The 16,132-nt window shown below is 38.3% G+C and carries 12 protein-coding genes; 1 reads left to right on the forward strand and 11 read right to left on the reverse strand.

The genetic code is table 11. The features are described from left to right. Positions 1-48 precede the first annotated feature (48 nt). The 3 genes from icd to AC3A54_RS04005 form a co-directional block, all read right to left on the reverse strand. Positions 49-1,317, reverse strand: a complete 1,269-nt coding sequence (icd, locus tag AC3A54_RS03995; RefSeq protein ID WP_335545661.1) for an NADP-dependent isocitrate dehydrogenase — start codon at positions 1,315-1,317, stop codon at positions 49-51. 146 nt (positions 1,318-1,463) lie between these two features. Beyond that, a complete protein-coding gene (gene citZ / locus AC3A54_RS04000) occupies positions 1,464-2,582 on the reverse strand; it encodes a citrate synthase (RefSeq protein ID WP_308082925.1) in 1,119 nt (372 codons plus the stop codon). Between the two features lie 349 nt (positions 2,583-2,931). Next, the gene (locus tag AC3A54_RS04005; protein ID WP_487653392.1) at positions 2,932-3,393 is read right to left on the reverse strand and encodes a DUF441 domain-containing protein; all 462 of its coding nucleotides are present in this window, start codon (positions 3,391-3,393) and stop codon (positions 2,932-2,934) included. A gap of 210 nt (positions 3,394-3,603) precedes the next feature. On the opposite strand from AC3A54_RS04005, the gene ytvI reads away from it, so the two are divergent. Further along, positions 3,604-4,719, forward strand: coding sequence for a sporulation integral membrane protein YtvI (gene ytvI, locus AC3A54_RS04010; protein ID WP_487653393.1), 1,116 nt, complete (start codon positions 3,604-3,606; stop codon positions 4,717-4,719). A 40-nt stretch (positions 4,720-4,759) separates the two neighbouring features. Here ytvI and AC3A54_RS04015 read toward each other — a convergent pair whose 3' ends face one another. The 8 genes from AC3A54_RS04015 to dnaE form a co-directional block, all read right to left on the reverse strand. Then, positions 4,760-5,146 carry an FxsA family protein gene (locus AC3A54_RS04015; protein WP_487653394.1) on the reverse strand — a complete coding sequence of 129 codons (387 nt, stop codon included), beginning with the start codon at positions 5,144-5,146 and terminating at the stop codon, positions 4,760-4,762. Between the two features lie 104 nt (positions 5,147-5,250). Beyond that, on the reverse strand, positions 5,251-7,014 hold the full coding sequence (gene pyk / locus AC3A54_RS04020; protein ID WP_487653395.1) for a pyruvate kinase: 1,764 nt from the start codon (positions 7,012-7,014) through the stop codon (positions 5,251-5,253). 41 nt (positions 7,015-7,055) lie between these two features. Continuing rightward, complete coding sequence (gene pfkA, locus AC3A54_RS04025; RefSeq protein WP_335545667.1) at positions 7,056-8,015, reverse strand: 6-phosphofructokinase; 960 nt, start codon at positions 8,013-8,015, stop codon at positions 7,056-7,058. Between the two features lie 546 nt (positions 8,016-8,561). Next, positions 8,562-9,539: an acetyl-CoA carboxylase carboxyl transferase subunit alpha gene (gene accA, locus AC3A54_RS04030; RefSeq protein WP_487653396.1), complete on the reverse strand. Its 978-nt coding sequence runs from the start codon at positions 9,537-9,539 to the stop codon at positions 8,562-8,564. Further along, positions 9,533-10,411 (reverse strand): acetyl-CoA carboxylase, carboxyltransferase subunit beta, encoded by an 879-nt coding sequence (accD, locus tag AC3A54_RS04035; RefSeq protein ID WP_308082919.1) that lies wholly within the window; start codon positions 10,409-10,411, stop codon positions 9,533-9,535. Before accD ends, accA begins: the two co-directional genes overlap by 7 nt. A 194-nt stretch (positions 10,412-10,605) precedes the next feature. After that, on the reverse strand, positions 10,606-11,184 hold the full coding sequence (locus AC3A54_RS04040; protein ID WP_487653486.1) for a FadR/GntR family transcriptional regulator: 579 nt from the start codon (positions 11,182-11,184) through the stop codon (positions 10,606-10,608). A gap of 56 nt (positions 11,185-11,240) precedes the next feature. Beyond that, positions 11,241-12,479, reverse strand: a complete 1,239-nt coding sequence (ystJ, locus tag AC3A54_RS04045) for an NADP-dependent malic enzyme (protein WP_487653397.1) — start codon at positions 12,477-12,479, stop codon at positions 11,241-11,243. A 122-nt stretch (positions 12,480-12,601) separates the two neighbouring features. Continuing rightward, positions 12,602-15,964, reverse strand: coding sequence for a DNA polymerase III subunit alpha (gene dnaE / locus AC3A54_RS04050; RefSeq protein WP_487653398.1), 3,363 nt, complete (start codon positions 15,962-15,964; stop codon positions 12,602-12,604). Positions 15,965-16,132 lie beyond the last annotated feature (168 nt).

Raw genomic sequence — 16,132 nt, forward strand, 5'->3', positions numbered from 1 at the left:
TAAAGACAGACCCTGCAACTATTCTTGTTTATGCCTATTCCAGTTAGCTTATTCCATATTTTTAATTAGTTCATCACCGAATTCAGATGTTTTAACTTCAGTTGCACCTTCCATCAAACGTGCGAAATCATAAGTTACAACTTTAGATGCGATGGTTTTTTCAACAGATTTAATTACCATATCAGCTGCTTCGTTCCAGCCTAAGTGCTCAAGCATTAACACACCTGATAAAATAACAGATGAAGGATTTACTTTATCAAGACCAGCGTATTTAGGAGCAGTACCATGTGTTGCTTCAAAGATAGCATGTCCTGTTTCATAGTTGATGTTAGCTCCTGGAGCAATTCCAATTCCACCAACTTGTGCTGCAAGTGCATCAGAAATGAAGTCACCGTTTAAGTTCATTGTAGCAACCACATCAAACTCACGTGGGCGAGTAAGTATTTGTTGTAAGAAGATATCAGCAATAGCATCTTTTACAATGATCTTTCCAGCAGCTTCTGCATCTGATTGTGCTTTGTTTGCAGCGTCTGCACCTTGCTCAGCCTTAATGCGGTCATATTGAGCCCAGGTAAAGACTTTATCGCCAAATTCTTTTTCTGCAAGCTCATAACCCCAGTTTTTAAATGCGCCTTCAGTATATTTCATGATATTGCCTTTATGCACGAGTGTAACAGATTTGCGACCCTCTTTAATTGCATAATTAATAGCTGCACGTACTAGACGAGTTGTCCCTTCTTCAGAAACAGGTTTAATACCAATTCCTGAAGTTTCAGGGAATCTGATTTTATTTACTCCCATTTCATTTTGAAGGAAGTCGATTACTTTTTTAACCGCTTCAGAACCTTTTTCATATTCAATTCCTGCATAAATATCTTCAGTGTTTTCACGGAAAATTACCATATCTGTATCTTGTGGACGCTTTACTGGTGAAGGAACACCTTCAAACCATCTTACCGGACGTAAGCAAACAAATAGGTCTAACTCTTGGCGTAAAGCAACGTTTAAGGAACGAATCCCTCCGCCAACAGGAGTGGTTAGTGGACCTTTGATTGCAATCAAGTATTCATTGATTACATCAAGTGTTTCTTTAGGAAGCCATTCGCCTGTTTGGTTGAATGCTTTTTCACCAGCTAGAACTTCCTTCCATACTAATTTACGCTCGCCTTTATAAGCCTTTTCAACAGCTGCATTTAATACTCGCTCTGAAGCAGCCCAAATATCTGGTCCAATACCGTCCCCTTCAATAAATGGGATAACTGGGTTGTTTGGTACATTTAATACTCCATTTGTAACCGTAATTTTTTCGCCTTGCATAGTTGTTCCCCTCCTAGTTATGTAAAAAACTTTGAACTTTGTTCGTTCACATTGAAAAAAGTGCTGAATCAAAGGTTAGAGTGTTTACCTCTAACCTTTGATTCATTCTATCATATTGAATCAATTTTTTGAAAAAAAGTAAAATATTAAACTCTTTGTTCGATTGGTACATATTTTTGCATTCCAGGACCAGTATATTCTGCTCTTGGACGGATTAACCGATTGTTTTCATATTGTTCTAAAATATGAGCTAACCAGCCAGAAACACGGCTTACAGCGAAGATTGGCGTCATTAAATCGTGATCAATTCCTAAGCTGTGATATACAGAAGCGGAATAGAAATCAACGTTTGGTGGAAGCTTCTTCTCACCAGTGACGATTCCTTCGATCTTAACAGACATATCATACCAGTGCGGCTCACCAGTAAGTTCTGTTAATTTCTTAGACATTTCTTTTAAGTGCTTCGCACGTGGATCACCTTGACGGTATACTCTGTGACCAAAGCCCATAATTTTTTCTTTCTTTTCAAGCTTACCGCGAACATATGGCTCAACATTTTCGATTGTACCAATTTCCGTAAGCATCTTCATCACCGCTTCATTGGCACCACCGTGTAGAGGACCTTTAAGTGCACCGATTGCAGCCGTTACTCCAGAGTACACATCAGAAAGTGTAGCTACACAAACACGTGCTGTAAATGTAGAAGCATTCAACTCATGATCCGCATGTAAGACAAGCGCTTTATCAATTGCTTCAACAGCAATTGGCTCAGGCACATTCCCAGATAACATGTAAAGGAAGTTTGCTGCAAAGCTTAGATCCTGTCTTGGAGCAATTGGATCAAGACCTTTTCTTACTCGGGCAAATGTCGTAACAATTGCTGGCATTTTTGCCTGGAGTCGTACTGCTTTACGATAATTGGCTTCAGAATCCATTAAATCTGCTTCTTCATCATATAAACCTAACAAGGAAACAGCAGAACGGAGCGCTGCCATTGGATGTACTTTATCAATAGGGTACATTTTAAAATGCTCAATCACTTCCTGTGGAAGTGCAGCATTTTCTGCAAGTTGCTGTTTTAGTTCAGCTAATTGTTCAGCATTTGGCAGTTGGCGGTGCCATAATAAATAAATGACTTCCTCAAAGCTTGCGTTTTTTGCTAAATCATCAATGTCATAGCCAACATATGTTAGCGTGTCATCAATAATAGAGCTGATGGAAGAAGTTGTTGCCACTACCCCTTCAAGACCGCGTGTTACTGTCATAATAAATCTCTCCTCACATTCTTAATATCCCCATTGGAAAACAAACACAGAGAAATAAAACCCCTTTACTGATTAACACGGATGTAATAATGACAAATGGTATTATCTGAGTATAATACTCTACCTATTGCTTCATTCATAAAAAATGACTGAGCGATTGCTCGGGATAGTCACAAAAAGATGTATGCCCTTTCAATCACAATAAAAAAACTATTTTACAAGTAATTCAGCATATATATATGGTTTATGTAGAAAAGGATACGCTTACAAGCTTATTATAAACAATTATCAGATTTTTGTGAATGAAAAGGCGTCGAAAAATCGAAAAAAATATTATTCCAAAAAAAATCTAGCTAAAAAAACTAAAAACTTTCATCGCTGCATAAGCAATCCCTGCACCAATTAACGGACCTACCGCCACCCCTTTGAAAAGAGATACAGATAGAATGGTTCCTAATACTAGTGCGGTTGTAATTTGTGGGTCATCCGCTAGTAATTTCACTCCACCTTTTGCGAGTAATGCCACAGCCATTCCAGAAATGAGGGCAATCCAGGCATAAGAGGACTTAAATGCACTTGTTAAATCCTTAAAACCTATGTCCCCACTTGCAATCGGTGCTAGAACAGCTACCGTAATAACCGTCACTCCCCAGTTGATTCCTTTAGACTGCACAAAGGAAAAGGACTTCGCGTCTAGGCCCCCGGCTTTTAATATAAGTAATATCCCAACAGCCACCAATAACGAGCTATTCTTTGCAATAAATCCAATGATTAGAAGCAATAAAAGAAAAAGCAACGACTCACTAACCATTTGTTCACCATCCTTTATCCAAATTATCGTACCATAATAACTTAATGGAGTAAAAATGTGGCATATATTCTCTATCTATATCTGAAACCTTTCCTATTTTAATTACGTAGTAATCTATTAAACAGACATGATTTTTTTGGAAAATTATGCAGTTTTATTCATAAAATGATAAACTAAAAACTATAAATTATATTTTAAGGAGGGTTGTCTTTGAATTCAAAGTACATAAATCGGACAATTAGATTTCTTCTTGTCATTGGAGCCGTTGTTCTGGCCCTGTACTCTTTTTTTTATTTGTCAAAAGTAACTTATCCATTTTTAATTGCTCTTGCGATCGCCTTTTTAATTAACCCGCTCGTCAATTTTTTTGAACTTAAAGCAAAAATGCCTCGAGCGCTTGCGGTTTTAATTGCACTCATTATTATCTTTGCTTTTTTTGCAGGGTTGATCACACTTTTAGTTGCAGAGATCGTCTCTGGAGCAGCTTATTTAGCTAAAGTCGTACCTGAACACCTTGATACATTAATTGAATATATCGAGAATTATTTTACTGGTCAGATTATCCCTCTTTATAATCAGTTAACAAGTGTATTCAATAAGCTCGAAGCTGGTCAACAGGATACAATCATTGGTAACATTCAAAATGTTGGTCAAAAAATCGGAACCACCGTTGGATCATTTATCCAAGGTTTGTTCGGAAATATTCCAAATATTTTATCATGGTTTCCTAACGCAGCCACAGTCCTTATTTTCTCATTATTAGCAACATTCTTTATCAGTAAGGATTGGTATCGACTATCCTTACTTGGTGGTAGGATTTTACCTGAGAAAGCAAAAACAAGCGGGCAAAAGGTCTTTATTGACTTAAAAAAGGCTTTATTTGGTTTTATTAAAGCTCAATTAACACTGATTTCTATAACTACCGTTATCATTCTAATTGGCCTGCTTATCCTAAGGGTTGATTATGCCATAACCATAGCGCTGCTTACGGGGATTGTCGATATAATCCCATACCTTGGAACTGGCGCAGTTTTCGTACCTTGGATCATTTACTCGGCCATTTCAGGGAATATGGGGCTAGCTATTGGTTTGGGTGTACTTTATATTATTGTCCTTGTTCAAAGGCAAATTATGGAACCGAAAATCCTCTCTTCTAGTATCGGTCTAGATCCATTAGCCACACTAATTGCCTTATTTGTTGGATTTAAAACGATTGGCTTTTTAGGCTTAATTGTCGGCCCTGTTACTCTAGTTATAATCAGCACGCTTTACAGAGCCAATGTGTTTCATGATGTCTGGACATTCATCAAAGGAAAAGAAGCGTAATAGAAAAACGTCAGACTGTATGGTAGCAGCTGACGTTTTTCTATTTTATGATTTTTATATTTCCTTTATCAATTCTTTTTCGCCACAGATTTTTTATTAAATATTTAAATGGACTTCTGGTTAGTGGAAAAAGCAGAAGAAATCCAGTTATATCAGTGACGAAACCTGGTGTAATCAGTAGGGTTCCACCTATAATTATACATATTCCATCCAAAACCGCTTCACTAGGAATCTCCCCATATTGAAGCTGCTCCCTAGCCCTGCGAATGGTTTGAAGCCCCTCTCGTTTTGCCATATAGGCACCCAGGACACCCGTTAAAATAATGATCGCTATAGTGGGCCAAACCCCTATTGTTTTCCCAGACAAGAGTAGAACTCCAATATCAATAGCAGGAATTACAATAATCAACAAAAATAAATACCGCATGTTTTGTCCCCTTCCAATCGGCTTGTTTCCATTATATTACGATTGGTGTTGAATTAGTTTTATTATGTAGAAAAAGAAGGGTTTCCCCTTCTTTTCTTTTTTACCTATAGGACACTAGCGTGGCCGTTGTAAATAACACCTCTCGAAGAATCAACAGTAATCTCTTGACCTTCTTTAAATAATTCTAATGCATTGTCGACTCCAACAATGACAGGAATTCCAAGGTTTAGACCAACTACAGCCGCATGGCTTGTTAATCCGCCTTCTTGTGTGATAAGTGCAGCACATTTTTCTAGTGCAGGAACCATATCACGATCGGTACCTAATGTAACAAGAATAGAACCTTGCTTCACATTTTCTAAAGCTTCTTTTGCATCATGGGCAACAACTACTTTCCCAAATGCGGATTTACGGCCAATTCCTTGTGCCTTAGCAATAATATCGCCGACAACATGAATCTTCATCAAATTCGTTGTACCAGCTTCACCAACAGGAACCCCTGCAGTAATAACTACTAAATCACCGTGTTTTACAATACCACTGTTTAAGCTTTCTTGAACGGAAAGCTCAAGCATTTCGTCAGTAGTTGAGCACATTGATGTGATACGTGAATAGACACCCCAAACAAGTGACAACTGTCGAGAAACCTTGTCATTTGCTGCTACAGCAACGATCGGTGCCTTCGGACGATACTTAGAAATCATTCTAGCAGTATGTCCGCTTTCAGTTGGTGTAATGATGGCATTAACTTCTAAATTTAAAGCTGTATGGGCAACAGACTGACCGATTGCATCTGTTAGATTATGTCCAGTGTCTTTGCTGCGGCTAGATAAGATTTCTTTATGATCTAATGCCTGCTCCGCTCTTGAAGCAATATTATGCATAGTCTGAACTGCTTCTACAGGATAAATACCAGCAGCTGTTTCACCTGAAAGCATGATTGCGTCAGTACCATCAAAAATAGCATTGGCTACGTCACTAGCTTCTGCACGCGTAGGTCTTGGATTACGTTGCATGGAATCAAGCATTTGTGTTGCAGTAATAACTGGTTTACCAAGGGCATTACATTTCTTAATTAACATTTTTTGAACAAGAGGAACCTCTTCAGCAGGAATTTCCACTCCAAGGTCACCACGTGCAACCATCAAGCCATCAGAAATCTCAAGAATTTCATCGATGTTGTCAACGCCTTCTTGGTTTTCAATTTTAGGGATAATATGGATATGTGTTGCATTGTTTTCCTCTAAAAGTTGACGGATTTCTAAGACATCTTTTGCACGGCGAACGAAGGAAGCAGCGATGAAATCAATTCCCTGTTCAATACCGAACAGAATATCTTTTGTATCCTTCTCAGTGATTCCTGGAAGGTTCACCGACACACCAGGAACATTTACACCTTTTTTATTTTTTAATGTTCCACTGTTTAAAATCTTTGTATGGATTTCATTTGCGGCTTTATTCACTTCCGTTACTTCAAGACCGATTAAGCCGTCATCTAAGAGAATCTTTGAACCAACATGTACATCTTCAATTAAACCTTGATATGTAACAGAGAACTTCTCAGCTGTTCCTTCGACTTCTGTCATAGAGACAATCACATTTTCTCCAGCCTTAAGCTCAATTGCACCGTTTACCATATTATTTGTACGGATTTCCGGACCTTTTGTATCAAGTAGAATCGCTACTGTATTACCCGTTGCTTTTGCTGCTTCACGAATATTCCTGATTCGAGCACCATGTTCTTCAAAATCACCGTGTGAAAAGTTCAAACGAGCAACGTTCATCCCCGAATTTATTAATTGGGTTAACTTTTCAACACTTTCACTAGCAGGACCAATTGTACAAACGATTTTTGTTTTTCGTAGCATGCTTTATTTCCTCCCATTTTAGAAAAGACAAACGCTATTCTTTAAATTGATAATTCCTTGGATAACTTGAACAGTTCAAGATCTAATGTATGTTTTCTACCTAAAGCTTCAATGATGTCATAATCAACAAGCTGATTCTTTTCAATACCTACTGCACGGCCGCCTTTTCCTTCGATTAATAGTTCTACTGCCCTTGCACCTAATCGGCTGGCAAGTACTCGGTCAGCTGCAGTTGGAGAACCACCACGCTGGATATGGCCTAACACAGAAACTCTTGTATCAAAGTTTGTTGCTTCTGACAGCTGCTTAGCGAATTCAACTCCACTGCAGACTCCTTCAGCCACAATGATGATACTATGCTTTTTACCACGCTCTTGCCCTTTGCGAAGTCTTTCGGCAATTTCATTCATTTCATAGTTTTCTTCAGGAATTAAGATGGTTTCTGCTCCACCAGCAAGACCCGCCCATAAAGCAATATCACCCGCATCGCGTCCCATTACTTCGATTACAAACGTTCTTTCATGGGAGGTAGCAGTATCACGAATTTTGTCTACTGCATCGATTACAGTATTTAACGCGGTATCAAAGCCTATCGTAAGCTCTGTACCTGGAATATCGTTATCAATCGTGCCAGGTACACCAACACAAGGAAAACCTTGTTCTGTTAATGCTTTTGCTCCACGATAGGAACCATCCCCACCGATAACTACAAGCCCTTCAATTCCAAGAGCTTTCATTTGATCAATTCCTTGCTGCTGTCCTTCTTTTGTTTTAAATTCTAAACAGCGAGCTGAATGCAGCATGGTACCGCCACGGTGAATGATATCTCCGACAGAACCTAGCTCAAGCTTCTTTATATTACCAGAAATTAATCCTGCATAACCGCCATAAATACCGTAAACCTCTACATTATGATAAATTGCTTTCCGCACAACGGCACGGATGGCCGGATTCATTCCTGGTGAATCTCCACCGCTCGTTAATACCCCAATTCTTTTCACACCTATCACCTCAATCATTGATTAAGAAACCCTCTTTATACGAATGTTAATAACATTAAATTATCTCAGGATGTACTTCCTTTATTATTAACATAAAACTTACGAATATTTATAAAATAACACGAAGAAATCACCATAACAACCGATTCATAGTAGTAAATAAAATAGACGGAATAATTAGTGAACTGGAAGCGGTTTATTTACAATTGAAAGCGTAATCATTAACTTTTCAGAGTAATTTCCTTGAACATTATGTGAACGGAACAAAAGGCGGAAGCGCCTCGTTCAGCTCCGACAGGCAAATGTTCTTCGGCGGGAAAAGTCCGCCTTTTGACTTTTCTTGCCGAAGGTTATTTGACCCGAGCTGTAACAATCATCGCTTTATCAAGCCATGATTGTTACAAGATACTCAAGGTAGGTTATTCAGGGTGAAAACTAGCTAGGTGCTGGAGCTAGATTCGGACAACTAGTTCAGTTATCCACATTCGTATTTTTTATAATTTACGCTAAACAATGAAAAAATCGTGCCCTTAGGAGCACGATTTTTTATTTAGCACCAATGTAATCATTAACTATTGTGTATTCGCCAATTGTCCTAAAACGGTTATATCGATCGGCAATTAATTCATCCTCTGATAGTTTAAGAAGTTGTTTAAGCGAAGACATCAGACATTTTTCAATTTCTTCTGATTGCAGTATAACATCCTTATGTGCGCCGCCTTTAATTTCAGAGATTATATCATCAATTACTCCCAGTTCCTTCAAATCGGGAGCTGTGATTTTCATTGTTTCTGCAGCATTTTTAGCTAGGGATGCATCCTTCCATAGAATAGCTGCCGCTCCTTCTGGGGAAATAACGGAGTAGGTAGAGTTTTCCAGCATATAGATTCGGTTACCCACTCCAAGCGCAAGAGCACCGCCACTTCCGCCTTCTCCAATAACAATACAAATCACAGGAACTCTAAGACCCGCCATTTCAAATAAATTTCGTGCAATGGCTTCACTTTGGCCACGTTCTTCTGCAGCCTTACCTGGATATGCTCCCTTCGTATCAATAAAACAGATAATTGGCCGTTTAAATTTATCAGCCTGTTTCATGAGACGAAGTGCTTTTCGATATCCTTCAGGATGCGGCATTCCAAAGTTTCTGCGGATATTTTCTTTCGTGTCTTTTCCTCGTTGATGACCAATAACTGTTACAGGCAATCCCTTAAACTTGGCAACTCCTCCTACGATGGCTTCGTCATCCGCAAAGGTCCGGTCGCCATGTAATTCAAAGAAATCCTCAAATAGATAAGAAATATAATCAAGAGTTGTGGGTCTATTTGGATGACGGGCAATTTGTACACGATCCCATGGTTTAATATTCTCATATATATCCTGCTCAAGCTTTTCAAGTCGAGCTTCTAACTTAATAATTTCAGAACTTAAATCGACATCTGCTGTTTTAGTGAACTCTTTTAGTTCGGTAATTTTTTTTCTTAACTCCACTACTGGGCGTTCAAATTCTAATTCGCCTACCATTCGAGCTCACCTCCAGGTTGATGAATTTCTAATATGTTTGTGATTTTCTCTACTAGGTCCTCACGTGAAATAATGGCATCCAGCTGCCCGTGCTTTAATAGGAACTCCGCCGTTTGAAAATCTTCAGGTAATTCTTCTCTAATCGATTGTTCAATAACGCGTCGTCCGGCAAAGGCAATAAGGGCTCCTGGTTCAGCAAAATTGAAATCACCTAATGATGCAAAGCTTGCAGATACCCCGCCAGTCGTTGGGTGTGTCATTATAGAAATGATGAGACCGCCATTTTCACTAAACCGCTTTAACGCGACACTTGTTTTTGCCATTTGCATTAAACTCAATGCACCTTCTTGCATTCGGGCACCACCCGAAGCGGTAAAAATAATAAAAGGCAAGGAGAGTTCATCTGCTTTCTCAATTGCACGGGTAATTTTTTCACCCACGACAGAACCCATACTTCCCATGCGGAAAGAGGCATCCATTATCGCCAAAACTATTTTTTTGCCATTTACGGCTCCTACACCTGTTACAACAGCCTCGTTCAACTTACTTTTTTGTCTGTCTTTTTCTAGCTTCTCCAGATAATCTGGGAAACCAAGTGGGTTTTCAGAAATCATGTCCTCATTAATTTCTTCAAAACTTCCTTCATCTAAAAAGCTATTAATCCGCTCATACGAATTCATTTGAAAATGAAAACCGCAATGTAAACAAACCTTATAGTTTTTTACTAGTTCCTTTGTGTACATGATTTTTTTACATGAAGTACACTTTGTCATAATCCCTTCAGGTACGTCATTTTTAGCTGTTTCTGTTGGAATTGTTGCATATTTCTTCTTCTTTGTGTGATTTTTTGAAAAAAGATCTTTAAGCGCCAAAATGAAACCTCCCTTGTGAACGCTCCTGCCATTTAGCAAGATTCTCCATCGAATGCTATCCTAGAAGTCTTTCTATCCTACATCAACTTCATACCTATCTGTCATAAGTGGTCAGACCACCATCTTGTAAAAAATACCCTTGATAAGAGGGCTTGTATCACTTTCACTATAAATTAAAAAGAATTCAAAATCTGTTAGTTTTTGTCGTTAAAACATGACAAATTTCGAAGCTCATAATAAGCAGCCACTGTTTTTGCTTCATCTTTTAAAGCTAATGCTTCAAGTATTAATAAATAGTTTTCTTTCTTATAGTCCCTATGTGGAAAATCTAAAGAATAATAATATTCCTTTAATATTCCCCACAATCTTAAAAATAGATGGTTATCAGCCATTTCAATGATTCGATAAAAAAACTCATCATCCTGTACACGATTTGATTTTTTTACCCATTCTTTCATATGCTCAATCGTTTGAATGTCCATTCGCTGAATTGCTAATCGGAGACAGTCCATCTCAATATAATTTTTTGTCTCATAAACATCTCGTATCGCTTTTTCATCCTGCAGAATAAATGTGCTGAGGAGCTGTACTAGCTGATGTCCGCGAAAATCTCGAATAAAAGTCCCTTCTCCTCTACGTGTTTCAATTAATCCAAGTAATTCCAATGCTCGAAGGGCTTCTCGAACGGAAGAGCGCCCAAAATTCAGGCGCTCAGACAATTCACGTTCAGAAGGTATTTTATCTCCGGTCTTTAGACCATCCATTGTAATCATTTCTCTAAGCTGCTTTACAATCTCTATATATACTTTTGTATTCGTCACTTACTTGATCACTCACTTTTACCGATAATAGCGAGCCTCTGTGTTTTTTCTTTTACATCTTCTGGGTCAACCTTTAGGCGGGCAACACCTGTTTCCATTGCCGCTTTCGCTACCGCAGCTGCTACATCAGGGGCAACTCTTGGGTCGAAAGGTGCTGGAATCACATAGTCTGCATTTAGCTCGTCCTCATTGATTAAGTCCGCAATCGCTTCAACAGCAGCCACTTTCATTTTTTCATTTATATGTGTAGCACGAACATCAAGAGCTCCACGGAAAATACCAGGGAAAGCAAGTACATTGTTTACTTGGTTTGGAAAATCGGAACGACCTGTCCCAACTACTTTTGCTCCGGCTTCTTTTGCATCATCCGGCATAATTTCTGGTACTGGGTTAGCCATTGCAAAAATAATGGAATCATTGTTCATGGAAGCGACCATATCCTTGGTTAAAGCTCCTGCTACAGATACACCAATAAATACATCCGCGCCTTTAATAACATCTGCAAGGCTGCCTGATAAGCTATCCCGGTTGGTATATTTTGCTACTTCTGCTTTTACTACATTCATTCCCTGTGGGCGTCCTTCGTAAATGGCTCCCTTTGTATCACACATAATAATGTCTCTTACACCATAGCTATATAGTAATTTAATAATCGCAATCCCTGCAGCACCAGCACCGTTTGCGACTACTTTAATTTCAGTCATCTTCTTGCCAACTAATTTTAGTGCATTAACGAGGCCAGCCACAGTAACAATGGCTGTACCATGCTGATCATCATGGAAAATAGGAATATTGGCTTCTTTTTTTAGTCTTTCTTCGATAACAAAACAATTTGGAGCAGCGATATCTTCAAGATTTACGCCCCCAAAGGTCGGTTCAAGCAGCTTAACCGTTTCAACAATCTTATCCACATCCGTTGTATTTAAACAGATTGGAAAGGCATCTACACCAGCAAAGCTTTTAAATAATACTGCTTTCCCTTCCATTACAGGCAGGGCTGCTTCAGGTCCAATATTTCCAAGACCTAACACTGCAGTACCATCGGAAACAACAGCAACCATGTTTCCTTTCATGGTATATTCGTAAACCATCTCTGGTTTTTCATAAATATCTTTACATGGCTCTGCCACACCTGGAGAATAAGCTAAACTTAAATCATGAGCATTCCGAACAGGAACTTTGGACTTCGACTCTAATTTTCCTTTATTAATTCGATGCATATGCAATGCTTCTTCACGTAAAGTCAAGATATGTCACCCCTTAAATGATTACAATAGAATAATAACTTTGCTAAATTCAAGTCCAACAATAGTGGTCAGACCACACTCGTCTCATTATCACTATAACATATCTGCCATAGTTGTAAAGATTAATCTCTCAGTACTACATTTTTTTCCCCAAGGATCATTCTTAATTTTTGCTGTAATTCTGGGGTTGGCTGAACCTGATTTTCAGCACCTAATTTAACGGTTTTACGAGTCGTTTCATCATGTAAAATAACGGAAGCTTCCCCTTTGTATTCCGTCAAAAGCAGTTTTATTTTATTTAGAATGTTCTCATCTTGTAATTCTGCAGAAATTTTCAAATATAATATTGGCTGTTTTAGCGACTGTGTTTGTAGCCATTGATCTAGATCAAACACTTGTTGAATAATAAATTGCAACTTTCCTTCTCGTTCCTCCATCTTTCCTTCAATTAATACAAAATTCCCTTGTCCTAAAAAAGCTTGGTACTTTTTATATACATTTGGGAATACAACGGCTTCCATTTCACCGCTTCCATCACTAACAGTTAAAAAGGCCATCGAATCTCCTTTTTTCGTCCGAATCGCCTTCATTGCTGAAATATACACGCCAGATGAAACTTTTTTATCATCATTTCTTAAATGAAATAATACCGTGGCTCCTCGTCGCTTAAGCTCTTTTTCATGAATCGAGATAGGATGATCAGAAAGGTAAAAGCCAAGTGCCTCTTTCTCAAAGGACAATTTGTGCTCCAGATTGATAGAATCAACTTGAACATATTTTGGTTTAAGCATGAGCTCATCTTCAAACAAGTCAAATTGGCTTGAATCATCAGGTTTAAAAATTTGTGCATGTTCAATTGCTACATCTAAACTAGCGAGAAGAACTGCACGGTCCTCACCAAACTCATCAAAACAGCCTGAGTGAACAAGATATTCTAGTGTTTTTCGATTAATGGCTTTTAAAGAAACTCGTATACAAAAATCAAAAAGGTCATCAAATTTTTTCTGCTTCCTTGCTTGAAAGATTTCCTTTAAAGCTGCAGCTCCTACGCCTTTAATAGCTGCCAGACTATAACGAATTCCCCCTTTTTCTACTTGGAAGGAGAATACGCTATTATTAATGGAGGGAGGCAGAATGGTCATTTCTTTTTGTTTTGTCTCCATAATGTATTGGGCTATTTTTGATTCATTACCAATAGCAGAAGTAAGCAGTCCTGCCATAAAAAACAATGGATAGTTCGCTTTTAAATAGGCTAACTGGTAGGCAATCATACTGTAGGCAACCGCATGGCTTCTGTTAAATCCATAATTGGCAAAGCGAACAATCAAATCGTATATCTCATTGGCTAGGGACTGATTATATCCCTTTTGAAGTGCTCCTTGAACAAAATGATTTCTCTCTTCGTCTAGGACCTCTTTTTGCTTTTTCCCAACTGCTCTTCTTAAAAGATCTGCTTCTCCTAGCGAGAATCCCGCCATTATGGAGGCAATCTGCATGATTTGTTCTTGGTACACAATGACACCATAAGTATTCTCAAGGATCGGCTTCAAATTTGGATGGGGATATTCTACGGTTTTATCGCCATGTTTACGTTCAATAAATAGTGGGATATTTTCCATTGGACCAGGGCGGTATAATGCATTAACCGCAACAATATCTTCAAACCTGGAAGGCTTTAGACGAGTTAATACCTTCCTCATCCCTTCTGATTCTAGTTGGAAAATTCCAGTTGTCTCACCCCTTGCTAATAATTGAAAGGTCTCGGGGTCATGTAGCGGTATGGAACCTATATTGATTCTTCGTTTGGTGCTCCTATAGATAGAGGACAAAATTGATTCAATTAAAGTTAAATTTCGTAAACCTAGAAAGTCCATCTTAAGCAAGCCGATTTCCTCAAGGTATTCCATTGAGTATTGTGTTAAATAAACATCAGATGATCCTTGTTGAATAGGAATCAAATCTATTAGCGGTTTCTCGCTAATGACCACACCTGCCGCATGTGTGGATGTGTGGCGAGGAAGCCCCTCAAGCTTCACAGCAACATGAAAGAGCCTTTGGTTCATTGGGCTTTCATTAATAAACCTTCTAAATGGTTCAGATTCTTTATAGGCAGATTTTAAGTCTACTCCTAATCGGGATGGAATAAATCTGGATAACTGCTCTAATTCTTTTGAATTCAATCCAAAAACCCTGCCTACATCTCGCAGCGCCGCTTTTGCAGCGAGCGTTCCAAAGGTAACAATCTGAGCAACATGCAGCTTTCCATATTTCTCGGCAACATATTCAATGACTTCATCACGACGATGATCAGGAAAATCAATATCAATATCAGGCATGGAAATTCGTTCAGGGTTTAAGAACCGTTCAAAAAGGAGCTGATGTTCGATGGGATCAACATCGGTAATGTACAAAACATAAGCAACAAGTGAACCAGCAGCTGAGCCCCTTCCCGGACCTGTTAAAATTCCATTTTCCCGTGCATACCTCATAAAATCCCAAACAATTAAAAAGTAATTGCTAAAATTCATCCGTTTAATAACGGCAAGTTCATAGGCTAGCCGTTCAAAATAACCCTTTTCGGGTGAAGAGAACCGCTCACTTAATCCTTTCTTACATAACATTTCTAAATATTCATCTGCTGGCAGATTGTTTTCGGTTGGAAATGAAGGTAAGTAGGTTTTGTTTAGTTCAATGTTTACATTACACCGATTGGCAATGTGCAGTGTATTCTCCAAAGCTTCAGGTATTTCAGAAAAGATATTAACCATTTCCGCTGCCGTTTTCAAATAATATTGGTCACCTTCTAATTTATCCCGATGATCGTCTTGTAGCTTATCTCCGTTTTTAATAGCTAACAGGCATTCATGAGCAAACATATCCTCTTTTTCTAAGTAATGTACTTGATTGGTCGCAACAAGCGGAACATTTAACTCGTTACTTATTTGTCTCAATTGGTTGTTAACTACAGCTTCTTGCTCTAACTCATGATTCTGGATGGAGAGAAAAAAGTTTCCGTTACCGAAAATGCCAGCCAATTTTTTAGTTAGATTCCTAGCCGATTCAACGTTGCCATTAATGATTGATTGTTCAATTTCACCTTCTGTTCCAGGTGTTAAGGCAATAATCCCTTCCGCATAATGTTTTAGCCATTTTTGCGGGATTCCTTGATTGGATTTTGTTTGAACAGCACTGGATATTTTCAAGAGATTTTTAAAACCTATATCATTTTCTGCAAGTAAAACGAGAGGATAGGATTCGTTCGTTGTGATTTCACTTTCCACATCTACAGTTAATCCCATTATTGGTTTTACATTTTTCTTCTTACACATTTTATAAAACTCAATAGCACCGTACATCACATTTCGATCGGTTAATGCAAGCGCAGTAAACCCTTTTTTATGTGCAGTGTTAATTAACTCTGGGACAGACGCTGTACTCGTCAACAAACTATAGGCACTATATACATGAAGGTGAATAAAAGACATAATACTACACCGTTCCTTAACTTAATCTATTAATTATTATAAAACTTAATCTCAAAAAAAGAAAATATGTTCTCATTGTTACCATTAAGGTAATCAAAAAACATAAATGCACATACTTGTCCATATAAATGATATATAGGTCTTTATTATGTAAAGAGGCGGTTGAAG

The organism is Neobacillus sp. Soil_C_43 (genome assembly GCF_057656715.1).

Excerpts from the sequence above, each read along its gene's own strand:
- icd (WP_335545661.1), bottom strand. The coding sequence starts at position 1,317 with ATGCAAGGCGAAAAAATTACGGTTACAAATGGAGTATTAAATGTACCA.
- citZ (WP_308082925.1), bottom strand. The coding sequence starts at position 2,582 with ATGACAGTAACACGCGGTCTTGAAGGGGTAGTGGCAACAACTTCTTCC.
- AC3A54_RS04005 (WP_487653392.1), bottom strand. The coding sequence starts at position 3,393 with ATGGTTAGTGAGTCGTTGCTTTTTCTTTTATTGCTTCTAATCATTGGA.
- AC3A54_RS04015 (WP_487653394.1), bottom strand. The coding sequence starts at position 5,146 with ATGCGGTATTTATTTTTGTTGATTATTGTAATTCCTGCTATTGATATT.
- pyk (WP_487653395.1), bottom strand. The coding sequence starts at position 7,014 with ATGCTACGAAAAACAAAAATCGTTTGTACAATTGGTCCTGCTAGTGAA.
- accA (WP_487653396.1), bottom strand. The coding sequence starts at position 9,539 with ATGGTAGGCGAATTAGAATTTGAACGCCCAGTAGTGGAGTTAAGAAAA.
- AC3A54_RS04040 (WP_487653486.1), bottom strand. The coding sequence starts at position 11,184 with ATGATTACAATGGATGGTCTAAAGACCGGAGATAAAATACCTTCTGAA.
- dnaE (WP_487653398.1), bottom strand. The coding sequence starts at position 15,964 with ATGTCTTTTATTCACCTTCATGTATATAGTGCCTATAGTTTGTTGACG.